Genomic DNA, 21,775 nt, shown 5'->3' with positions numbered 1-21,775 from the left:
CACCCTGTCCTTCCCCTACCGCAACGACAACCACACCGCTTACATGAACGTGGCCCAGGTCAAACGCGCCATCGCTGCCTCGGCCAGCCTGGCTGCCGGCCGCCACGACGTCCTGGAAGCCGCACACGCGGCCATCTCCACCGACGGACGGGCCCGCCCCGGGCCCAAGCTCCTGCTGACTCTCACCCCGGACCTGCCCGGCGCCTTCCCCATCGAAGCCGCCAGCTTCCACGCCTTCCGCCGCGAACTGTCGGCCTCCGACCTGCCGATCTACGGCCGGGACGTGTTCGGGTCCTTCGGCGTGGGACCGCGGCGCTTCATCGCCTCCACCGGAGAGTCCCGCTGCCGGCACGTGGCGCACTTCCACGGTGACGGCACCGCGGCCTGGGTCACCGAGGGTCCGCTCGTGGGCGCCTTCGGCGGCACCGACGAGGCGCTGCCCGAGCTCGTCAGGAGCTGGCACAGTGACCTGGTGGTGATGAACGTCCTCGCGATCCTGCACTACCTGGCCGGTCACAGTACGAAGCGCGCGGCGGCCGCCGGCACAGCCACCGCCCGCCTGACACTGGCCGTCGGCAACCAGCCGGCCTGCGGCATCGCCAGCGATCGCGGCAGCAGTGCGCACATCGTCTTCAGCAGCGTCGACCAGCAGTTCGCCGTCGGCACCGCCGGGCTCCTGCTCGGGGCCGCGGACGGCGGGAGCCTGCTGGTGCAGGCGGCCGCCGCCCTGCTCGCCGACTGCTACCAACGCTTCGGTGTCGTGGAGGCCGAACAGCTCACCCACGATGGGCAGATCAACCTTCCTGCCTGGGGCCCCCGCTACCGCCAGAAGATCACCGAGTGGGCGAGCACCACCGGCGTCGAGGTCCTCACCGGCGGCTGAACACCCTCCCGCCACCGATCGCGCAGTCGCCCGGCGCTCACGCCGCCGCGGCGTCCGGCCTTTTCGCGTTGAGGCCTTGACCGTGTTGTCCCGATTCCGGACCGACTTCTACGACTGGCTGACCGCCCGCGCGGAGGCGCTGTTCGAGCTGACGGAGACTGTGTGCGTGACACTTCCTACTCCGATTACCGCGGCTGAAGAGATCCACGATCACCTCATTGATCAGCTCAACCTCGCCCTTCGCCGGCCCGGGATGTTCGGGGGCGAGGTGGCCTTCCGGCTCCTGATTGACCACTTGCTGTTCATCGAGCGCCAGCGCGAGGCGTGGAACCAGCTGAAGCAGAGTTGGGAAAAGCAGGGGCTCTGGACCCCCATCGGGCCCAGCGGGGCCTTCCAGGATGTCTTCCCCGCGCAGGCTGACTGCTGCGAAGTCGCCTCGGTGTACGCGGAGTTCGCGAACCGGCGCGGCTGGCTCAAGCCCGATCGGGTCCTCACCGGGGAGGAGTACCAGGCTCTCACGGGGCGCGTCCGGCGGTGGGGTGCGGTTGACCGCACCTGGCCTGACGTGACGGCGGAGTTCGGCCCTCCCTCTGTGCTGTTCGGAGGGAACAATCCTCGGTACGGGAAGACGCTCGGCTACCTCTCGCAGGACCCGCACCAGCCGATGGTGGTCTTCCACCTGTGGAACGGCAGCGAACCGGGGGCGGAATCGTGGCCGCCTGAGCATGGCCAACCGTTGCTCCTCGCAGTGCGTTTCGGCGGTGGCTCGTTTCGCGGATCGTTCACCTTCACCCCCGAGGGCGAGCGGAGAAAGCCGACGATCGGGGATCCTCGCCTGCCGCAGTAGCCGTCCCACGGCGAGCGCAGGTCACCCACATGAAGCTGTCCAAGGACGGCGGACCGGGGGGCCTGGGGCGACCGGCGGGCAGTGGACGGCGGCCGAGGCCAGGAGATGCACGTGAGGTGGCTCGCCACACGACCCGGCGGACAGCGCGACGCGAGCGGCTGACGCCGGCACCCGGCCGATGCCGGAACGCATTGGCAGCGGTGGGCGGCGGGCCGACACCAGACGCCGCTGCCGACCTTCCAGATCTCTGCCTGCTCGCAGCGTTGCCCTGTCAAGATTGTTGGCCAGGAGCGGCGCAGCGGGCCGACGAGAAGGAGCGTGATGGTCACATCCGCAGCGGTACGTCGGGCCACTCGCTGGCAGGATTCGGTGCGGCTGCTGTTGTTGATCGACGCCGCTGCCGGGCCGATCGCCGACGGCGAGTGGGTGCCGCCGTCGACTGTCGGGGTGGTCCATACCCAGGTGCGGCTGCAGAAGCTGGACTTCTGGGTACGCAATCCGGACTACCTGGCCTACGAGTTGATGAACGAGTACGTGGCCACGCCGGACGTGCCGCGGTTGCTGGAGCTTGCTGCGGAGATTCTGGGCTCGGAGGAACCGGATCTTCGGCGTTTTCCGATGTTGCGTTACAAGTACGGGGCGTTCGAGGAGCTCGATGATGCTCTGGCCCCGCTGGTGGAGCGGGGGCTGTTGCGCAAGACGCAACTCCTCGGGCGGGAGCGTGTGGTGGAGCACATCTACTTCCTGCTCGAGCGGGGCCGGCAGGTGGCGAAGTCTATGGTCGCTGAGGCGCCCGCACTGGCCTGGTATGTCGAGCGCACGCGCCTGGTTGTGGACCTGGTCGACGGTCTGGGCGGTACGCAGCTGAAGGACCGGCAGTACCTGTTGCGGGACTACGCCGACACCCCGTGGGGCCAGCACATCGGCGCCATCACCGAGCAGGCCCGCGAGCGGCTACGCGAACTACAAGCTGCACTTGGCCCGGGAGCCACGGGCAACAGTGACAAGGAGGCTTCATGACCGAGCCCGTCTCGGCCCGCTCCGACCCGGCGGACCCGACCGCCACTCCCAGCGCCAGCGAGATCCTCAGCGAGGTTGCGGAGAAGTTGGAGCTGACGCCGGTACAGGTCGAGCGGACGTTGGCGGAGGCGAACATCACCCTGAAAAGCCCGACGGCCGCCGACCGGCGACTGCGCATCATTCGGCTGCGCGCCAGCGGCACAAAGCACTCGGGCGAGGGCTTCGCCGTGGATCGGCCCTTGGCTCCAGGGGTGTGGGCGATCGTCCACCCGGACAACAGCGCCGGGAAAACCAGCCTGCTGGAGTTCCTCGTCTTCCCGTTGCGCGGGGCGCCACGGGATCTGCCGCCCGACGTCCGCTCGTGGCTGCGGCATCTGAGCGTGGACATCGCCGTGGCCGGTAGGCCGATCCGCATCGTCCTGGACGTCGACGACCAGCCGCACCCCCAGCTGCGGGGCCGGATCCTCGTCGGGGACTCCATCGACCAGCTGCTTGCCGCGGATGACGAAGCGCTGCGCCTGCTGGCAACCGCATCCGGTAACGACGAGGTCAGCCGGTGTATCGGCGAGTTCTTCCTGGACGCGCTGCGTATGGAGCACACCAACTTGTGGCAGGTGACCGGCGGCGCTGACGGCGAGGGGGCCGCGCAGGTCCACGGCTGGGCGTCGTACTTCGGTGCCTGTTACCTCAATCCCGGCGGGGACGAGATCCTGCTCGGCGATGTCGCCGGCGGCCTGCCCGCGCGGCTCATGGAGCTGTTCGTCGATATCCCCTACAGCACGGCCCTCACCCAGCTGTCCGTGGCCGGTAAGCGGGAGAAGAAGACGATCACCCAGGGGCAGCGGCGGGCGGAAGGTGACGCGGAGGCCCGCCGCACCGAGCGTGAAGCGTGGCAGACGGAACTCGACGACATCGTCCGGCAGATCGAGGCTTCGCGGCGGGCGTCTACCCAGGACATCTCCCCGCTACTGCAGGCCGCCGACCAGGCCGCGACCGAACTGCGCGGCAGGCGGGCGCTGTTGCAAGAGAGCGAGCAGACGCTCACGGACGTGTCCACCGCGCGGATGCGCGCGGATCAGGGGCTGCTGGATGCCCAGGAGACCTGGCAGGCCCGGCGGGTCCTGGGACGGCTGGACCCGGTGTGCTGCCCGCGGTGCGAGGAACCTCTGGGCGGCGCGCGGCGCAGCCAGGAGCGCGAGCAGGCCAGCTGTGCGGTGTGCACGCGGCCGCTGCCTGAGGTCGACCCGGAAATCGCCGAGGCACTGCTGGCAGAGCTGGAACAGACACTGGAGGGCGCGCGCGAGGCGGAGCAGGAAGCGACCGATCATCGGTCGAAGGCTTTGGAGGCGGTACAGGCCGCTCTGGCCGATCATCGCGAGGCAGTGGCCAGCCTGGAGCAAGCCCTTGCCACCTCGCAGGCCCACGACCGCCTGCGTGAGCTCGAGATCCGGGCCGGCGAGCTCCGCGGACGACTCGAGGCAACCGGATCCACACCGACGGCTCCGCCAGTTCCGGTGTCCGCGCAGGTCTTGGCTGCCACGCAAGACGCCGTCCGCGCGGCCGTCGACGCTGCAGCCAAGCAGCTGTTCCCGGCGATGAACGACGCGATCGTCGAGCTCGCCACCCGGTTCGGCGTGCAGAACCTCGACAGCGTCAGACTCGACCGCTCCGGCAAGGTCAACGCCGTCAAGGCCGGGGTGAAGACCCCGTTCAAGCGGCTCAGCCGCGGCGACCGGCTCCGTATGCGGATCGCAACCGTCATCGCGCTCCTGCGGGTCAGTGCCGACCGGAGCGTCGCCACACACCCCGGACTCCTGCTGATCGACTCGGTTGCCGCCGAAGAGGTCACCGAGGTTCCCGCCCGCACCCTGATCGCCGAACTGCAGGCCATCGCCGCAGAACTTCCCGATTTGCAGGTCGTTCTCACCACGGCGCAGCCCGAGCTCGTCGACGCCCTGCCCCGCGACCACCTCATCACCAGCGATGGTGAACACCTGTTCTAAGCTGCTCGTTCCGGAACCGGCCGGCGACAAGGAGAGGACCGTGGCCCCAAGCGTGGACCAGACGCTCCAGGACTGGGCCAGCCACGCCACCGACGACGAACTGGACGCAGGCCCCTCGCTCGCAGACCTCGGCGGGACCGAGGCGGTCCTGGCTGAAGCAGGCCAGCTCGCCGCCGGTCCTCTCCTGCCATATCTCCTCACTGCACTCGGCCGGGAGCTCAACGCCATGGACAGTGACCAGGCCCGGCAGCTACTCGACGCCGCGGCCCAGGGGCTGCGAGACCCGCAGGCAGCCTGGGTCCTGGCCGACGCGATCGACGTGGTCTGTGCCCACCCTGACCTGGCCATGCGCCTCGGCAACCGCACCGTGCGAGACCTTGCCGCCCATGTCGAGACCGCGCTCGCCGGCGATGCCGACGCCGCCTTGGCCCAGCCGGCCGTCGCGGGCCTGCTGCGCCTGGCCGTCGCGCAGACGGCCACCCCACACCGCCTGCTGGGGCTGCTTACCGAGATCACCGGCAACGAGCCCTCCGACGCATTGGAGCGGCTGCCGATCCTCGTCGGCGTCGCCCACGACCACTTCGGCGACGACGCCCTGCTCGACGTCCTGAGCGCGCTGGAGAACCAGGCCAGCCTGCCTTCCGGTACCCGGGCCGACGCCAGCTTCGAACTGGCCCTCGCAGACATGCGCACCGCCCTGGAGGCGCCCGACCGCGCGGCCGTAGAGGAGCATCTGCGCCGGGCCCTGATGCGGTTCAAGGATCTCGACCGTACCCACGAAACCCGACTCGACGCCCGCGCCCACGCCGCCGCCGTCGACGCGGTCCTCGCCTTCGGAGAACTCGACCCGCGGCCCGCGGCAGCCACGCCCGCCGAGCAGCGCCTGGCCGAGGCCGCCGCCCAACTAGACACTGTCATCGCGCAGTTGGCCGCGTGGACCCGCGGCATGCATCAGCTGGACTGGCTCAGCGCCCGCGGACTCACGCAGAGCGCCTGGTCCCGTCTCGTCACCTCGCTCCAGACCGCCCGCACCCACCTGGACCAGCCCAGCTGGTACGACCCGGCCAGCGCCCTGGGAGACCTGCTGGACGTGTACGTCGCCAGCCGCAGCATCCACACAGCCCCGGCCGGCGAATCCAACGGGCTGACAGCCCTGGTGAGCCCGCCGGTCGAGGCCGCATTCGTTCGCAGCGACGGACTGCTGCACCACCTTGAACAGGCCCTCACCACCGACCCGCAGTTCACCAACTCCCCCGACGCCCTCGCCCTGCGCGAGGCCGTGCGGGCCCAGCGGCAAGCAACGGCGACCGGCCAGGTGGTGCCGGGAAAAACCCTGGAGGGTCGCCCCACCCTCGCCGCGCTCTTCCAAACTGACACCCCCGCGCTGCGCAAAGACCTCGACCCGCAACTCCTGGACCGGATCGAGCAGCTCGTGGAGCAGCATGCCAAGGGCTACACCCCGACCGGCAACGCCCGCTTGGACGCCCACTTGGAGCTCCTGCTCGAGGAACTGGCCACCAGCCCCGCCTGGAAGCCACGCGACAGCTCCTACTTCACCACCCTGTTGGAACAGTTCCTACGGTTCCTCTACGACCGCTTCGACGCCCAGGCCGACTACTACGGCGTCCGTACCGCCTACCTCGGCCCCTGCCCCGACAAGGCCGACGGCACCCCCGATCACTGGGACGAAAAGCACGTCCAAGACGACCTCCACCAGCACCTCGCCGGCACGCTCACTCCCGGCACCGTGCAACGCGAACTCATCGACGTCGCCAGCGGGCGCACCGACGTCACCTACACCCCCGAACCCGGCAGTCGCTTCGTCGCCGAGGTCAAACGCCGCACCACCAACTGGACACGCGAACGCATCCAGAAGGGCTACCTCGCGCAAGCCGCCAACTACACCGCCACCGGCCCGCCCTTCGGCATACTCTTAGTCGGCGACGACAGCGGCCACACCGGCGGATACCGGAGCGTCGAGGACAGCATCTGGATCATCCACCACGCGCGCAGCGCCACCGAGGTCCCCCGGCTCATCGTGACCGGGGTCCTGCCCATCGGACGCCCAACCCCGTCCGCGCTCCGCCTGCCCCGCACAACGACCTAGAACGAACTGCGCCGTGGGACGGATCCCGGCGACAGTTGGTTGTGCGCCCCCGACCTGATCGCCCCTGCGACAGCGGCCATTCCCCCGGCGGCCGGTCTGGTCGCGCCGCCACCATGAAGCCCACGGCGGCGGCACCTCGACTTTCAGGAGCAGCTGCCGAGCGTAGGCAGTCCGCCCGAAGCGGCCCGCACGCTGCGATCACGGCGCGCTGACCGGCCGCCCGTCAGCATTCCGCGGGCCCGTGCGCGCCAGACCAGCGCCTCCTCCCGCCGACCGGCCACACGGTGCAGCGCGGCCACCCACAGCGCGGCGGCGCGGGTCCGGCCAGCCAGCACGTCGGCGACCCTTTGCGAAGGTCTCCTCCGTCCCCTCCTGCGGGTGGCTTGACCGCTTGGAGGCCTCCGAATACACAGGGCAAACCGGACGAACGGCACCGTCCTTGATGACGCATGCTGGTTTCAGGGCTGGTTAGACATGACGGGCTTGCCTTGCCCGTGAGTGAGCAGCCCGGGTGGAGGTGGCGGCATGGAGGAGACCCAGGAGCGTTTGCTGATGCTCGCGCAGAGCGTGGGGGTGGCAGACGCGATGGACGCACTTGGTCGGCTGCACCGGCATCACAGCCACATGGTTGATCTTTCGAGTCCCGCACCTGATCGCCTGCTGTTTGGGCCGGCTGTCACAATGTCCTTCTTTCCCACGTGCGAGGACGCACTGCCCTCTGAGACGTTCAATTTTGTCAACGTCTTCGATCAGGCGGTCCGCGAAGGCGCTTTGGGCCGCGTACTGGTGATGGCGAGCAACGGATATCCGGATGTGTCTTTGGGCGGCGGAACGAAAATGTCGCGGCCGGTAGGTCGGGGTCTACGTGGCGTACTCGCCGATGGTCGGCTCCGTGATTTCAGCCAACTGGAAGAGAACGGGCTCGCTGTGTACTGCCGGGGTGAGGAAGCGCGATGGGGCGGAGACAAGGTCACCCCGTTTGAGGCCAATCGGCCCGTCGTCGTCTATGGAGTCGCCGTGCGCCCTGGGGACTACGTGTGGGCCACCGACGGAAATCTCTGACCAGCGGTGTTGCAAGGTGCGGAGTGATCGTTTCCCATAGGCATGACGGCGGTCTCCCGACTGTCATTCCCGACGACCGTAGGCCCACGGGTCCCGACGGCGGACCGGAACCACCCAGCCCTCATTCGTCTGCGCCGGGCCGGCTGAGGAATTCGGTTGCGGAAGATTGCGCGGGTGGGGTGATACTCCGTCATGAGCAGAGATGCCGAGGTCATCGTGCTTGCCCGTGGGGCGGACGAGGTCATGGAACCACTGACCAAGGACGACCCGGAACGCACGTGGCGAGGCCACTTCGTCCCGATCACGGGGCACTGGGGTTACCAGTTCGGGTGGGCCCTGGAATTCGAGAAGATGCGCGCCCGCAAGGGCCTGCTCAAGCACCTGGAGTCCCTGCCGTGGCCGCATCCGCACACGGTGCAAGTACTGCTTCGCGACCAGGACGACGACTGCTTCGGGCTGTGGATGTTCCAGGAAGAACGGCTGGTGGAAGTCACCATCCCGCGCACCGAACGTTTCCACCAGCCGGCACCGCCCAACGAAGACTTCGAACCCGACCCGGGCATGCTGCTGCGCACCGACCAAGACAGGGCCCTGCCCGACCAGACCCCGGCAGCACTCCGCGACACCCGCCCACCCTGGTAGACGCCGAGCCCGACTTACGACGATGCGCAGAGGGGACGCAATGACGTGGCAGCGGTGCAGGACAAGCGCGTCAACTTTGCGGCCGCGACTTCGTCAGCGCGCCTCATGACGCCACCGTCGCCCTTCCACGGTCGCCACCCACCCTGCGGCCCTCGGGCGGCGGCGAGCCGAGCATTCCGTCACCCCGACGCGCTCATTTCGTCGGTTGGCCCGTGTTCGCCAGAGGCTCGTGCGCGGTGATCATCCCCCGTACTCAGGCCCTCGACGTACTGACGGACGCGAAGGCGACGATGGACAGCGAGGCTTGCGAACTCGCCGTGGAACTCGGCCTTCTCCTTGGTCCACAGCTCGACGATGGCGCGCAGCCGCTCGTTGACGAGCTTGCCGCGGGTGGCGGCGTCGGTGCCGTGGTTGGCCATCTCCTCGCTTTGAAACCCCTCGCGAATCCACCAGCCTGGCGCTGACGCCGACCGGCCCATGGCGCGACGCGGATGACGGCGCTCAGTACATGGGCGTCGGCGGGGCAAGCCGATCCCCTTCGCTGTTCCCAGATCCCCCAACGCAGCATCTACGGGTTCATCTCTCGCACGTGAGGACCCCCTCAATGCACCCACGCCGCTCCGGCGCCCTCGGTCTGCCAGTGCTGTGACCGCAAAGGTTCACCGACCTGTGGCGTGTGTCTGGGTGTGGTGTCGGTCTCTTCTGGCGCGGTCGCGTGTTTGCCCTGGTCGCGGCAAGTGCGCGGTAGCTGCCTTGAGTTGGTATCGGTCGTGCGGGTGGTGCGCGGTCGCTCGTGCGGGTGATGCCCGTGGTGTCCCGTCGCTGTTCCGCGGGTCGGGCTGTACGCTGCCATTCGAACGGACGTACGAGTGTTTTTGTTCGGTTTTAGCATGAAATGGGGTGGAGGAATGGAGGTGCGACATGGCGGGCTACGCCCATCTGCATGTCGCATCCGGTTACTCCGCCCGGTACGGCGCCTCCCATCCCGAGCAGCTGGTCCAGAGGGCTGCTGAGCGCGGCATGGACACCCTGGCGCTGACCGACCGGGACACGGTGACCGGCACGGTGCGGTTCGCGCAGGCGTGCGCGGCTGCCGGGGTGCGCCCGGTGTTCGGTATCGACCTGGCGGTGGAGCCTCTGTTGCCGGGTGCTCCGGCGCCGCGGCGGCGCACCCCGGACCGGGGCGGTGCGCACGTGATCGAGCCGGGCTTGCGGTTCACGTTGCTCGCGCGGGACGGCGCGGGATGGGCGCGGTTGTGCCGGATCACGTCCGCCGCGCACGCAGGCACCGCCAGGCAGGCCCGTCCGGCGCAGGTGCCGTGGGAAGACTTGCGGGAGCTCGGCGGGGAGGGGCTGATCGTTCTGCTCGGGCCCATGTCCGAGCCGGGCCATGCGTTGGCCGCGGGCCGGGAGGACCAGGCCGTGCAGCTAATCGCCCCCTGGCGGGAGGTTTTCGGAGATGGTGTGCGGCTGGAGGTGATCTGCCACGACGCCCCCGGCACAAAGCCCGGGTCGCTGCGGCTGGCCGCCCAGACACTGGCGCTGGCCGACCGTGTCCGGGTGCCGGCGGTTCTGACGAACGCGGTCCGTTACGCCGATCCCAGCCAGCACCGGCTCGCGGACGTGCTGGATGCGGCGCGGCTGCTGCGCCCGGCGGATTTGCGGAGCCTGGATTCGGGGCGGCGCTGGCTGGCCGACCCAGAGCAGATGACCACGGTCGCTGAGCGGGTGGTGGAGTGTGCCGGCATGGGTCCGCGCCGTGTGGGCCGGCTGCTGGAGGACACGGCTGCTGCGGCGGATGCGTGCCGCGCGGACCCCAAGGAGGACCTGGGGATCGGGTCGCGGCACTTCCCCGAGGCCGTCGTGGTGGGCGCGGACCCGGGGCCCGGTGGCGCGAACCGGCTGTTGCGCGAGCGGAGCGTTGCGGGGATGGCCGATCGCGGTCTGGATCGGGATCGTGCGGCGATGGACCGACTGGAGTACGAACTGGGGGTGGTGGCGCACCTGGACTATGCGCCGTACTTCCTCGCCGTGGGCCAGGTCGTCGCGGACGTCAGGGAGTTGGGGATCCGGGTGGCCGCGCGCGGGTCGGGGGCGGGCAGCATGATCTGTCACGCGCTGCGGATCGCGACCGCGAATCCGATCGAGCATCATCTGCTGTTCGAGCGGTTCTTGTCGGTGCGACGGAACTCCTTTCCCGACATCGATCTCGACGTTGAGAGTGAGCGGCGCCTGGAGTGTTATGACGCGATCTTCGAGCGCTTCGGCAGGCGCCGGGTGGGTGTGACGGCGATGCCTGAGACCTACCGGGCCCGGCACGCCCTGCGGGACACCGCCCTCGCGCTCGGGATCGCGCCGTATGAGGCGGACCGGATTGCGAAATCGTTTCCGCACATCCGGGCCTGTGACATCCGCAGCGCCCTGGTGGAGCTTCCGGAGCTGCGCGGGCTCGCTGCAGAGGCGGGGACGGGGAAGTTCGGGCCGCTGTTTGAGTTGGCCGAGGGTCTGGACGCTTTGGTGCGGGGCATGGCGATGCACCCGTGCGGGGTGATCATCTCCGACGCGACATTGCTGGACCGGCTGCCGGTGCAGCCCACCCCCCAGGGCGACTATCCGATGCTGCAGGCCGCCAAGGAAGAGGTGGAGATCCAGGGCAACCTCAAGCTGGACGTGCTGGGCGTGCGGATGCAGTCGGCGATGGCGCACGCCGTCGACGAGATCGAACGGACCACGGGCGGCGAGCGGATCGACCTCGACGACCCCACGCAGGTGCCGCTGGACGACTTCTTCGCGTTCAAGCTGATCCAGGAGAGCCGCACCATCGGCCTGTTCCAGCTCGAGTCGCCCGGCCAGCAGGACCTGCTCTCGCGGTTGCAGCCCCGCGATCCGCAGGACGTCATCGCCGACATCTCCCTGTTCCGGCCCGGCCCGGTGGCCGGCGGCATGCCCGAGCGGTACATCGCCGCCCGACACGGCGCCGACCCCAGCTACGCCCACCCCGACCTGGAGCCCGTGCTGCGGGACACCTACGGGGTCACGATCTGGCACGAGCAGATCATCGCCACCTTCGCGGTGATGACCGGCTGCGACCGCGCCGCCGGCGAAGTCGCCCGCCGAGCCCTCGGCGACGCCGAACGCATGCCGAAGATCGAGGCCTGGTTCCACGAGGCGGCGGCCGCCCGCGGCTACAGCCAAGCCGTCCGTGATCAGGTGTGGGAGACCATCGCCGCGTTCGGCGCCTACGGCTTCTGCCGGGCCCACGCCGTGGCCTTCGCGGTGCCCGCCCTGCAGTCGGCCTGGCTCAAGGCCCACCACCCCGCAGCCCTGCTCGCCGGCCTGCTGCAGGCCGACCCCGGCATGTGGCCACCGCGCGTGATCGTCGCGGACTTCCGCCGCCACGGTGTTCCGGTTCTGCCCGTGGATGTCAACGCCTCGCAGGTCGACTACCGCGTCGAAGGCACCGGTCCGGAGGCGGATCGGCGGCTGGGGGTACGCCTGGCGCTGTCCGGGGTGCGGGGCATCACCGAGCAGGAGGCCGCCCGCGTGCAGGACGGTCAGCCCTACCGGTCGCTCTCGGACTTCTGGCAGCGCGCCCGGCCGTCCCGGCCGCTGGCAGAACGGCTCGCCGAGATCGGCGCCCTGGACTGCCTGCGCGAGGCGCACGCGACACGCCGGGACCTGCTGCTGCAGATCAACGAACTCCACCGCCAGTCCAAGACCCGTACCGCCGGCCACGGCCAAGTCCCCATCAAGACCGGCCCGGTGAGCGCGGGCGAGCGGAGCGGACTGCCCGACATGAGCCGTCGCGAGTCCGTCGGCGCGCAACTGCAGATCCTCGGTGTCGACGTCGACCACCACCTCATGGAGCACCACCACCGGCTGCTCCGCGAGATCGGCGCCACCGACGCCGCACACCTGCAGCGCATGCACCGCGGCCAGCAGGTCCTGGTCGCCGGCGTGAAGTCCGCGACCCAGACCCCGCCCATCGCCTCCGGCCGGCGCGTGATCTTCGTGACCCTCGAGGACGGCAGCGGCCTGGTCGACTTGGCGTTCTTCGACGACTCCCACGAGGCCTGCGCCCACACCGTCTTCCACTCCGGCCTGCTGCTGATCCGCGGCACCGTCGAAGTCCGCGGCCGGCGACGCACCGTCGTCGGCGAGATGTCCTGGGACCTCGACGCCGTCGCAGCCATCCGACGGGATCGCGGCCCGGAAGCCGCCCTCGAGCTGTTGGGCAAGGACACCCCGCAGCCCACACCCGCCCAACCCGGTGAAGGACGGACGCTCACCGATCCGACGACCGGCACGAAGATGCACCCCTACAGCGACCTGCAGCCCGCCGGAACCCGGTCCGCTGACGTGCGCCGGCTCGGGCACCGCAGTCAAGGGAGTGCCGGATGAGCACCACCGATCGGTACATCGCCCACCTGCACCTGCACGGCCGGCTCACCGAGGACCGCTACGAGGAGGTCCTGGACCTGCTCGCCGGCATCACCCCGAAGGTCGCCGCGATCCCGCCGAACGCGGTCCAACTCGATCTCACCGGCGCCCTGCGCTACTTCGACCGCGAACCGTACGAGGTCCTGCAGTTGGCCCGGCTGCGGATCGCCGCGCTCTACGGGATCGACACCAGCGCCGGCCTCGGACCCAACCGCATGATCGCCGCCATGGCCGCGGCCACCGCACCCCCGGGACGTACCGTCCACGTGAGCAGCCGCCCCGATGCCGCGGCGCAGTGGCTGCGACTACGGCCGGTCGCGGCCCTTCCGGGCGTCGGCAAGGCCACCGCCACCACCCTGGCCCGCTACGGACTGCACACCATCGGCCAGATCGCCGACCTGCCCCCGGCCACCCTGCAGCGGATCCTCGGTGCCGGCCCGGCCCGTGCGCTGGCCGACCGCGCCTGCGGCATCGACATCAACCCGGTGACCCCGCACGCACACGCCGAGCGGCTGACCGCCGACCACATCCTGGAACGCGACTGCCTTGACCCGCGCCAGCACCACGCGGCGGTCCTGGCGCTTGCCGAGCAGATCGGCATCCGGCTGCGCGACGACCACCGGATCACCAGCGCGCTGACGCTGACCGTCCGCTACGCCGACCGCTCCCACAGCACCCGCAGCCGCCGACTGCCCGAACCAACCGCCCACTCCCCCGCCCTGGCAGCGACTGCGCTCGGCATGCTCAACTCTCTCGGCCTGCAACGCGCCCGCGTCCGCGCCTACGCCCTACGCGCCGAACAGCTCGACGACGAAGACACCGCCTACCACCAGATGCTCCTCGACCCCGCCGACGAACGCGCCCGCGCCGCCGAAGCCGCCGCCGACCGCGCACGCCGCCGCTTCGGGCACGATGCCGTCAAGCCGGGAACCTTGGCCAACCACCCCGCCCATGCCACAACGCCAGATCGACCCTGAGCCTCGCCCCGGCACGGCACGGCACGGCACGGTTTCGGGAGCCGGGTCCCAGCTCGGCTCCCCAAAGGGCCGGGGCCGCAGAGGCGGCTACTGCTCGCGACAAGCGGGAACCTGATCGGCGCGCCCTGCCCGTGGCTGACCGACCGTCACCGCCGCGTCCCGCCCGGAGGTACTTGCCCACCCCCGAACCCTCACTGTAGGGGGCGAAAGGGGGGGGTCTGTAAAACGAGCGGTGTAACTGGGGTTGTTGGGGTTACTGGCGTGCTGCTGAGAGGCGGCCGTCGAAGGTGATGTCGAAGGCGTTCAGCGCGGTCTTCCAGCGCATGGTCCAGCGGGCCTGCCCCTTGCCGGTGGGGTCGAGCGACATGATGGCCATGTAGACGCACTTCAAGGCGGCCTGCTCGTTGGGGAAATGCCCGCGGGCCTTGACCGCTCGGCGGATCCTGGCGTTCACGGACTCGATCGCATTCGTCGTGCAGATGATGCGGCGGATCTCGGTGTCGAAGCGGAGGAACGGGGTGAACTCCTCCCAAGCGTTCTCCCAGAGCCGGACGATCGCCGGATACTTCCTGCCCCAGGTGTCGGCGAACTCAGCGAACCGTTCCAGTGCGGCCTCTTCGGTCGGGGCGGTGCAGACGGGCTTGAGGACACGGGCGATCTTGTCCCAGTCCTGACGGGCGGCATAGCGGAAGGAGTTCCGCAGCAGATGGACCACGCAGGTCTGGACGATCGTCTGCGGCCACACCGCTTCGACCGCGTCGGGCAGACCCTTGAGGCCGTCGCAGACCAGCATGAGGACATCGCCGACGCCGCGGTTCTTGATCTCCGTGAGGATGTGCAGCCAGTGCTTGGCGCCCTCGCCGCCGTCGCCGGCCCACAAGCCGAGGATCTCGCGCCGGCCGTCGGTGGTGACGGCCAGGGCCACATAGATCGGCCGGTTGGCCACCGCGCCATCGCGGATCTTCACGTGGATGGCGTCGATGAAGACCACCGGGTAGACAGCGTCCAGGGGCCGGCTCTGCCATTCGGCCATGCTGTCCATGACCTTGTCGGTGATGGTGGAGATGGTCTGGCGGGAGACTTCGGCGCCGTAGACCTCGGCCAGGTGAGCCTGGACCTCGCCGGTGGTCAGGCCCTTCGCGGACAGGGAGATGACCATCTCGTCCACGCCGGTCAGGCGCTTCTGCCTCTTCTTGACGATCTTCGGCTCGAAGGAGCCCTCACGGTCGCGGGGCACGGATATCTCGACCGGACCGACGTCCGTGAGCACGGTCTTGGACCTGGTGCCGTTCCGGGAGTTGCCTCCGTTCTTCCCGGCGGGGTCGTGCTTGTCATAGCCGAGGTGGTCGGTGATCTCGCCCTCCAGGGCGGACTCGAGCAGCCGCTTCGTCAGCTGTTGCAGCAGCCCTCCCTCACCGGTCAACTGCAGGCCTTCGGCTTGGGCACGGCCCACCAGCTCGTCAATGAGCTGGTCGTCCACCGCCTTCGTCAGGCGCGGCTCAGCCGCCTCGACAGACTCGGCCTCGGCCACGTTCTCGCTGGTCATCGATGCATCTTCCTTGATCAGGAGTTACACCGAACGTTTTACAGTCCCAAGGGGGGGCGTAAGCGCGGAACGGATCCCATTGGATCAGCACACCCGAACGTCCGAATCTTCGCCAGTTCAACAGGGTTTCGGGATCGGATCGGCGACGGGGGGCTTAGACGACCGTTTCCGCCCCCCTGATGTTATGGGTTCACAGGCAGCCAAGCTGGAGGGAGGAGGACCTCTGCAGAAGAGGCGTTGACCGTGGTGAGAAGGTCAGCCGGAGCTGGCCCCACCACGGCAAGGAAGTCAATCCTGCCGCCAGAGAAGACGGCGCCGTGGAAGGACACCCTGTCTCGGGAGAAGGTAGCGCCGTGGAAGGACACCTCGCTGTTGGAGAAGCTGGATTCGCGAAAAGAGACCCTGCCCTCGAAGACGGCGAAGTCGAAGACCACCTTGCTGCCGGAGAAGACGGCGCCGTCGAAGTACACCCCGTCATTGATTACGTCGCCGTCGACGTACACCGCACCGCCGAAGGAAGTGCCGGAGACAAACCCACCAGCGCTGGAGTGGATGAGCACCGTGCGGCCGGAGAAGACCGCGCCACCGAAGGACATGATGCCGCTGGAAAAGACGGCGCCGCGAAGGGATACCTCGCCGCCGGAGAAGACGGCGCCGGTGAAGTCAAGGTTGCCATCGATGGTGACGCCAGTGAGGTCGAGATTGAGGCCTTGCCAAGACCGGTGGGTGCCCTCAGGGAGGCGGTAGTGCTCTCCGAGCAGTCGCAGGATCGTATGCCTGACCCCACGCATCGCGCGGTACCGATCTTTCTCAGCCTGGTGGGCAGCGTGCTGTGCCTGGCTGGGGGAGGAGCCGTTGGGCAAGGGATCGGGCAGATCGCCCGGGTCAGGAGGGGAGGGTAGCCGCAGGTAGGCACAGAGGACGTCGATGCAGGTCTGGCGGAGGCTGTTGTCGGGAGCGTCGTCGGCGAGGCCGGCCAGGGCGTGGACGCCTCCGAGACGTACAGCGGGGGAGTCGGAGCCGAGTTTGTCGATGGCCTGGGAGAAGCGCTCGGTGTGCAGGCGGGTGGCTTCCCGGTGGGAGCCGACCTCGTCGACGCGCTGGCGGCGGTAGGCGACGACCAGGGCAACGAGTGCGCCGGCTCCGGCTACCACTCCGAAGGACAGCTTCACCAGGTCGAAGAGCGTGTTTGCGTCGAGCTTGCTGTTGGTGTCGATGTGCTTGAAGCCGAGCAGCACCACCAAGCCATAGAAGATGCCACCTGCCGCCAAGACTGCGGCGCCGAAGGCCAGGCCGAGCGCCCACCCGACCCTCCAGAGCCGTAACTGTTGATCGCTCTGCGCGGACCACGGTCTCCGGTCGTCTGTCATGAGGACGACCATATGGCTGGGCAGCCTGAGGGTCGCAGCCGGATGACGAGCACTGGATTGGGTCTACGTGCCGCCACAGACGACCGTTTTCGCCCCCGCTGGCTGATCGGATCGAGACGCGAGGGGGCCAGCGACACTCTTCTACGAGGATGCAGAGCGCTACCTATGGATGGCAGTCCCAACTCGACAGGAGGCCCTGCGTCATGTCTGACCCTGCTCGCACAAAGCTCGCCGTTGCCGCTCTCGGCACCGCCTTTGCCGTCAGCGTCGCCATCCGGGTTCCACAACTGGTCGTGCCCCTGACGTTCGGGCTGACGGTCTGGGTCGCCACCTGAGCCTTCCTGAGGCTGTGAGCAGGCACAGAGGAGGGCGGACACGTCTGCTCACAGGGCGAGCACGGCTTGGGTGGCGTAGTCAAAGTCCGGCTCGCCGGCGAGCACATCGATCCGCGGGGGCCGTCACCGGCTTGCTCGGCGTTGGCAAGGCCCGCCTCGTGGTCTCGGTGTCAGGACCCACTGTTTCCGCCCCCCAGCTCCATCCGATTGGTCGACGGCGAGGAACTCCTGCGCTGCGGCAGCCGCGATCAAGGACGCTCGGTTCAACACCCGGCATGAGGTTGCCCGTTGACACCAACCTCGGCCGCGCGGAGCCCGAGGAGTGGGATCCTGACCCACGGCCCGAAGATTCATCCCGGCCAACGTGACGCACTTCGACGGTCGGCTCCGTGTACGGGGTGAGCACCCGCGCCGAGGTGCCTCCGGTGCCCTCCCGGCCGGAGGGCATGCCCTTACCTGTCTAGGGGTGTTCATGGGAACGGCAGTACGCCTCCCTGTGCCCGGGGAACCTCATCAAGAGTCCCCGACAGCCGCTTATATTCATTTTGTCGAGAAGACGAAGACGTCGCTGTACGCCTTCTCTTACTCCCTCGCGAAGAACAGAGTTCTCGCTGAGGATATTCTCCAGGAGACCTACACCAAGGTGTGGAATAACTGGTCCAATATCCTCGCCTGGGCTGCGGATCTTCCGCAGTCCGCTCTCATGGGGTACGCCGTGAAAACTTTGCAGCGTACCTTCCGGGACCACTGTCGTGGAACCAGTGCACGGGAGAAGCGAGAAGCGAAGTACGACTCCGAGATGAAGCCGCTCTCGCGGCATGAATCTGCGGATAACGACGCTCTGTTCAACCAGATGGCGCGCGAGCTTTGGGCCGCCGTCAGGGAACTTGACCCGACCAAGCAAGGGCTGATTTTCCTGATGTACGTGGACGAAAAGTCCGTGAGGAAGTCAGCGCAGATCCTCGGTTGCAGCGAAGCGACCGCTCGTCGGCTCCATAAACGGGCGATGACTGAACTGCGTTCAAAGATCGAGGGCGAAATCTAACGGAGGGCGCGATGGACGTTGAACAGCGTCTCCATCTAGCCGCCGTACCCCTGAAGGAGGCAGTGGCCGACTTCGACGGCGAGAGCTTCAGTGCGCGTCTGTACGCGTCGCTGGGGATCTCTCCCGCCGAGGTCGGCGCTGCTGTGGCTGAGGACGGCGGAGGGCCGATTACCTCAGCCACTCGGGGGCCGGCCGGGTGATGGTCGGCCCCAGGGGCCGTGTGATGGTCGGCCCCAGGGCCGGTGGCCAGAACGGAGCCAAAACCCAACTAGGACAACAAGAACCGCTGTTAAACGGCGAATAGTGGCGGTCAGTACGAGAAAGGACAGATCAATTTTCCCCGCGAATCGCGGGCAGGGTGACGACAGGGGATCCCTGAACAAACCGTAGATCCGCATTGTCTAGCCGGTCTTGAGACAATGCATGAAGTACCTGAAGTACGCGAACCACGCGGTCTTCCGTAAGCTGGGGGAAACGGAAGCCGAGATGGTGAGCTTCAACTAGAGATGAACAGAAGGGTCGAGTTGTTCATCTAGTAAGAGATGAGAGGAGGAGGTGAACGAATGCCTGATCTTAGTACACCGTTGCTTCATCCCGATCAACGGGAGTAAGCCTTGAGGGCGGGGCGTCACGCGAGATTCGCGTGGCGCCCCGCTCTATTTTTCCCGTGACGCAAAGACGAGCCCTGCTCCGTATACCCGATGAAGAACGAGGTCTATTGGGTGTGCGAGAGAAGCGGCTTGACTCATGAGAGAAATTTTCGTAGAGGCAGTACCCCATATAGTTGCCGGCTTGATCGTTTCCGCCGTGCTCGGGCTGATCACGTGGGTCGCCCACCGGTCGAGGAGCCGCCGTGACGCAGCAACTCCAAACCGGCCAGCAGGCGCGGGGGAAACCGCAACGACTCATCAAGCGTCAGCCGGGCAGGAATTCACGGCCTCGTGCACCCCGCGCCGGTACACGCTGCTCAACGTGACCTCTCCTGCCGGCGGAGCTGCCCAGATCGCCTCTGGACTGCCGGTCGGGACGACGGTTGTCCATGTGGTCGAGGGCAGGGTCCTCAGGTTCGTCCTGACCGACACGCCCCTCTTCGACGGCTCCTACGTGGCCGAGCCGCTCGGCCACTACTTGTGAGCCGACTGCAGGTGGAGGTCGGCCAGCGCGGTGGTCCAGTCCGTGGCGATGGCCGTCTGTGCCTGAACGAGGGTGACCGTGTGGGCGCAGACAGCGGTGTGCAGGCGGTTCTCGACCTTGTCCTTGTCGTTGTTCGGGCCGGAGCCGGTCTTGTGGCCCGGCGACGGCGGTTCCACCCAGAGGTTCCGCGGGTCGTTGGGGTCGCCGCCGAGTTCGAGGCTGACCTGGTGGTCGTACTCGGCGTCGCCCATCGGCCCGGTGTAGGCGTAGGAGGCCGCGTTGGCGGTCTTCTCCTTGCTCGTGACGTACGACGACGGCCGGATCGTGGCCGTGTAGCCGCTCTTGCAGATCGTGGACGCGATGGTGTCCTCGGTCACCGCCGGCGAAACCGCACCTGGGGTGCACTTCAAATCCGGTAGGGGGCTCCCCGCCCTCGTAGCGGTAGTGGCACGAGCCTCCCGCCGGCTGCGGCTGCACCGTGTAATGCGGCTGCGGCCCCGGCCCGACGGGCACCGGTCCATCAGAACTGACCGCGGGCGACGGCGTGGTGCTCGCCTCGATCGGCGCCGCGTGCCCGGTGCCTTCCGGCATGGGCGACGCCGTCGTGGAGCGGCATCCGGCAAGAGCCAGTACCGCGATCACGGCAACACCAGCGGTCCGTACCACCATCGGAGCCCCCCCGTCGCGAGCGTTGGACTGCGGCGAGGCTACCCAGCGCGGCTGCAGGCCAGCCACGGCCACGCGGCGGTCCTGATCGGGACCGCTATCCTCCGGCCCCCACCGCGGCTCGGCCGAGCGGCACGCTCCGCCGGCGCACATCGTCCGGGCACTTCACGTGGAGTCGAACGGGCAGGCGAATTAGATTGGTGGCGTGAGCGCGGAGAGTGAGGGAGGCAGCCTGCCGGCGGCCGATGGGCCGCTGGTGCGGGTGACGCTCCACGACGGGCAGAAGCTCTACGCGGTGGCCAAGCGGCGCCGGAAGGAAGCCGACGGGACGTGGTGGTACGACCTGCAGATCCACCTGCCGGCCGCCAGCGACACCTGGGGTCGGCTCACGGACGAGCCCGCGCCGGTCGATTTCCGGGCACCGGCGGGACGCTGCGAGCCGATCGAGGGCCAGCCGTACGACCAGGTGCCGACCGAGCGCGTCGGCGTCGCCCCGGCCTGGAAGGTCGAGGAGCGGGTGTACTTCGCCGACGATGTGGGTCCTGCCCGCATCGTGCACCGCGGCCACTGCCACGCCACCCGCGACCATGCCCGCGCGGCCACGGTCGAGCAGGCCCGCGCCATCCTCGGGCAGGCCGACGCCGCAGCGTGCCAGGTGTGCCGGCCGGACCGGCCGCTGCGGCCCGCCGCATAGGAGTCCGGGCGGACAGTCCTTGCTCCCGGGCGCCTGCCGGGCAGGCGCCCGGTTTCAGAAGTTGGAGATGTGGCTGCAGGTCGCCTGCTGCTGGTAGCCGCCGGGCACGCCGGTGCCGACGCTGGTCCAGAAGGGAATCGAATCCCGGAAGTGGCCGCCGAGGGTGTGCCAGGACAGACCAGGATGCTCGGTGCGCAGCGCGGCCAGGCCCGCGGCGGCCAGTCCGCAGCGCTGGTACTCGGGGCTGGTGTGCGGCATCTCGACCCATCCCAGGCCGCAGCGCTTGCAGGTGACGTAGTCGACGGCGAAGGCGCGGTCTCCGTGGAGGTTGGCGGCGCGCATCCGCCAGCCATCCCGTTCTGGGGACCCGGTGTCCTGCCAGGGGGCGTTGATCTCGGGGATCACGGGCCACCCGTGGCGGTGTCCGTAGCGGCCGCGGGTGATCCAGCGAACCGCTGCGCGCAGCGGCTGGTGCCCGGAGACCCGGACGAGCTGATCGGTCTGCTGGGCGAGTTGGAGAGCGTCGCGCCGGCTGTCGTCGGTGGTGGCCATGCTGAAGCGTGCACGGCCCCAGGCGGAACATGCGGTTCCCCGCTGTGGCATCTGTCACACCGTCACCTCCGGCTGGCGACGGGCGTTCCGGAGCGGCTCGCTCCGACGGGCACGTGTTCGGGCGGAGCCCCTGATGGGGGAGCCGGGGTGGTCCAGTCCTCTCCGGAGAGGGCCGAACGTACTGACCGTTCGGTAACTCTGCCTCGAAAAAACTGCCCGAACGGGCTGCACGAATGGCCATCGCCGAACGCTATGTAAGCAAGACCGCACCGAAGCGGTCCCGGGCGCAACGGGGCAGGGCGCCACACCACCCTCGAACTGGAAGGACCACTAGGTCCGGTGACCAACCACCAGATGGAACTCGTGCTCGCGGCCGCGGCGGCCGCACGCGCCTTCGGGCCCGACGTGCGCAGGGCACTGCGCCGCATCTTGGCGGCCGGAGTCCGCTTGGG

Annotated in this window: 17 protein-coding genes and 1 pseudogene; 13 read left to right on the top strand and 5 right to left on the bottom strand. The window is 68.6% G+C overall.

Annotation, left to right across the window (positions count from 1 at the left end; all coding sequences use genetic code 11):
- The 7 genes from K7862_RS35520 to K7862_RS35490 all read left to right on the top strand — a co-directional run.
- Positions 1-883: hypothetical protein (locus K7862_RS35520; protein WP_222969604.1), on the top strand; the 883-nt coding region annotated here is incomplete at its 5' end.
- An 82-nt stretch (positions 884-965) separates the two neighbouring features.
- Positions 966-1,730 carry a hypothetical protein gene (locus K7862_RS35515; protein ID WP_308012361.1) on the top strand — a complete coding sequence of 255 codons (765 nt, stop codon included), beginning with the start codon at positions 966-968 and terminating at the stop codon, positions 1,728-1,730.
- Positions 1,731-2,051: 321 nt separating this feature from the next.
- Positions 2,052-2,750 carry a hypothetical protein gene (locus K7862_RS35510; RefSeq protein ID WP_222969602.1) on the top strand — a complete coding sequence of 233 codons (699 nt, stop codon included), beginning with the start codon at positions 2,052-2,054 and terminating at the stop codon, positions 2,748-2,750.
- Complete coding sequence (locus K7862_RS35505; RefSeq protein ID WP_222969600.1) at positions 2,747-4,753, top strand: hypothetical protein; 2,007 nt, start codon at positions 2,747-2,749, stop codon at positions 4,751-4,753. Before K7862_RS35510 ends, K7862_RS35505 begins: the two co-directional genes overlap by 4 nt.
- A 40-nt stretch (positions 4,754-4,793) precedes the next feature.
- Entirely contained in the window at positions 4,794-6,860 is a 2,067-nt protein-coding gene (locus K7862_RS35500) for a hypothetical protein (protein ID WP_222969598.1), read from the top strand.
- A gap of 525 nt (positions 6,861-7,385) precedes the next feature.
- The gene (locus K7862_RS35495; protein ID WP_222969596.1) at positions 7,386-7,922 is read left to right on the top strand and encodes an RraA family protein; all 537 of its coding nucleotides are present in this window, start codon (positions 7,386-7,388) and stop codon (positions 7,920-7,922) included.
- 192 nt (positions 7,923-8,114) lie between these two features.
- Positions 8,115-8,564: a hypothetical protein gene (locus tag K7862_RS35490; RefSeq protein WP_222969594.1), complete on the top strand. Its 450-nt coding sequence runs from the start codon at positions 8,115-8,117 to the stop codon at positions 8,562-8,564.
- A gap of 308 nt (positions 8,565-8,872) precedes the next feature.
- Here K7862_RS35490 and K7862_RS35485 read toward each other — a convergent pair.
- Positions 8,873-9,001: pseudogene (locus K7862_RS35485) on the bottom strand (LLM class F420-dependent oxidoreductase); the annotation flags it as partial.
- Positions 9,002-9,485: 484 nt separating this feature from the next.
- On the opposite strand from K7862_RS35485, the gene K7862_RS35480 reads away from it, so the two are divergent.
- Positions 9,486-12,965 carry a DNA polymerase III subunit alpha gene (locus K7862_RS35480; RefSeq protein WP_222969592.1) on the top strand — a complete coding sequence of 1,160 codons (3,480 nt, stop codon included), beginning with the start codon at positions 9,486-9,488 and terminating at the stop codon, positions 12,963-12,965.
- Complete coding sequence (locus K7862_RS35475) at positions 12,962-13,981, top strand: DNA polymerase Y family protein (protein WP_222969590.1); 1,020 nt, start codon at positions 12,962-12,964, stop codon at positions 13,979-13,981. Before K7862_RS35480 ends, K7862_RS35475 begins: the two co-directional genes overlap by 4 nt.
- Before the next feature lie 253 nt (positions 13,982-14,234).
- Here the strand turns inward: K7862_RS35475 and K7862_RS35470 are convergent, their stop codons facing one another.
- Positions 14,235-15,527 (bottom strand): IS256 family transposase, encoded by a 1,293-nt coding sequence (locus tag K7862_RS35470; RefSeq protein ID WP_262414305.1) that lies wholly within the window; start codon positions 15,525-15,527, stop codon positions 14,235-14,237.
- A gap of 182 nt (positions 15,528-15,709) precedes the next feature.
- Positions 15,710-16,897, bottom strand: coding sequence for a pentapeptide repeat-containing protein (locus K7862_RS35465; RefSeq protein WP_222969588.1), 1,188 nt, complete (start codon positions 16,895-16,897; stop codon positions 15,710-15,712).
- A 203-nt stretch (positions 16,898-17,100) separates the two neighbouring features.
- Here K7862_RS35465 and K7862_RS38075 point away from each other — a divergent pair, with 203 nt between their 5' ends.
- The 3 genes from K7862_RS38075 to K7862_RS35455 all read left to right on the top strand — a co-directional run bounded on the left by K7862_RS38075 (position 17,101) and on the right by K7862_RS35455 (position 19,411).
- Positions 17,101-17,232, top strand: coding sequence for a hypothetical protein (locus tag K7862_RS38075; RefSeq protein ID WP_262414304.1), 132 nt, complete (start codon positions 17,101-17,103; stop codon positions 17,230-17,232).
- Positions 17,233-17,704: 472 nt separating this feature from the next.
- Positions 17,705-18,277 carry an RNA polymerase sigma factor gene (locus K7862_RS35460; RefSeq protein WP_222969586.1) on the top strand — a complete coding sequence of 191 codons (573 nt, stop codon included), beginning with the start codon at positions 17,705-17,707 and terminating at the stop codon, positions 18,275-18,277.
- Between the two features lie 972 nt (positions 18,278-19,249).
- Positions 19,250-19,411: a hypothetical protein gene (locus tag K7862_RS35455; protein WP_222969584.1), complete on the top strand. Its 162-nt coding sequence runs from the start codon at positions 19,250-19,252 to the stop codon at positions 19,409-19,411.
- Here the strand turns inward: K7862_RS35455 and K7862_RS38370 are convergent.
- Positions 19,402-19,788 carry a hypothetical protein gene (locus K7862_RS38370; protein WP_308012359.1) on the bottom strand — a complete coding sequence of 129 codons (387 nt, stop codon included), beginning with the start codon at positions 19,786-19,788 and terminating at the stop codon, positions 19,402-19,404. The genes K7862_RS35455 and K7862_RS38370 overlap by 10 nt on opposite strands.
- A gap of 494 nt (positions 19,789-20,282) precedes the next feature.
- On the opposite strand from K7862_RS38370, the gene K7862_RS35445 reads away from it, so the two are divergent.
- Positions 20,283-20,771 (top strand): DUF6233 domain-containing protein, encoded by a 489-nt coding sequence (locus K7862_RS35445; RefSeq protein ID WP_222969582.1) that lies wholly within the window; start codon positions 20,283-20,285, stop codon positions 20,769-20,771.
- Between the two features lie 54 nt (positions 20,772-20,825).
- Here the strand turns inward: K7862_RS35445 and K7862_RS35440 are convergent, their stop codons facing one another.
- Positions 20,826-21,323 (bottom strand): hypothetical protein, encoded by a 498-nt coding sequence (locus K7862_RS35440; RefSeq protein ID WP_222969580.1) that lies wholly within the window; start codon positions 21,321-21,323, stop codon positions 20,826-20,828.
- Positions 21,324-21,775: the final 452 nt, after the last annotated feature.

The organism is Actinacidiphila acidipaludis, from assembly GCF_019890725.1.
Taxonomy (GTDB): domain Bacteria; phylum Actinomycetota; class Actinomycetes; order Streptomycetales; family Streptomycetaceae; genus Actinacidiphila; species Actinacidiphila acidipaludis.
This window is presented reverse-complemented; position numbering and strand designations above follow the sequence as displayed.

Bases quoted from the DNA above. Each gene is read 5' to 3' on its own strand.
- K7862_RS35510 (WP_222969602.1), top strand. From the start codon at position 2,052: ATGGTCACATCCGCAGCGGTACGTCGGGCCACTCGCTGGCAGGATTCG.
- K7862_RS35505 (WP_222969600.1), top strand. From the start codon at position 2,747: ATGACCGAGCCCGTCTCGGCCCGCTCCGACCCGGCGGACCCGACCGCC.
- K7862_RS35495 (WP_222969596.1), top strand. From the start codon at position 7,386: ATGGAGGAGACCCAGGAGCGTTTGCTGATGCTCGCGCAGAGCGTGGGG.
- K7862_RS35490 (WP_222969594.1), top strand. From the start codon at position 8,115: ATGAGCAGAGATGCCGAGGTCATCGTGCTTGCCCGTGGGGCGGACGAG.
- K7862_RS35480 (WP_222969592.1), top strand. From the start codon at position 9,486: ATGGCGGGCTACGCCCATCTGCATGTCGCATCCGGTTACTCCGCCCGG.
- K7862_RS35475 (WP_222969590.1), top strand. From the start codon at position 12,962: ATGAGCACCACCGATCGGTACATCGCCCACCTGCACCTGCACGGCCGG.
- K7862_RS35470 (WP_262414305.1), bottom strand. From the start codon at position 15,527: ATGACCAGCGAGAACGTGGCCGAGGCCGAGTCTGTCGAGGCGGCTGAG.
- K7862_RS35465 (WP_222969588.1), bottom strand. From the start codon at position 16,897: ATGACAGACGACCGGAGACCGTGGTCCGCGCAGAGCGATCAACAGTTA.
- K7862_RS38075 (WP_262414304.1), top strand. From the start codon at position 17,101: ATGTCTGACCCTGCTCGCACAAAGCTCGCCGTTGCCGCTCTCGGCACC.
- K7862_RS35460 (WP_222969586.1), top strand. From the start codon at position 17,705: ATGGGAACGGCAGTACGCCTCCCTGTGCCCGGGGAACCTCATCAAGAG.
- K7862_RS35440 (WP_222969580.1), bottom strand. From the start codon at position 21,323: ATGGCCACCACCGACGACAGCCGGCGCGACGCTCTCCAACTCGCCCAG.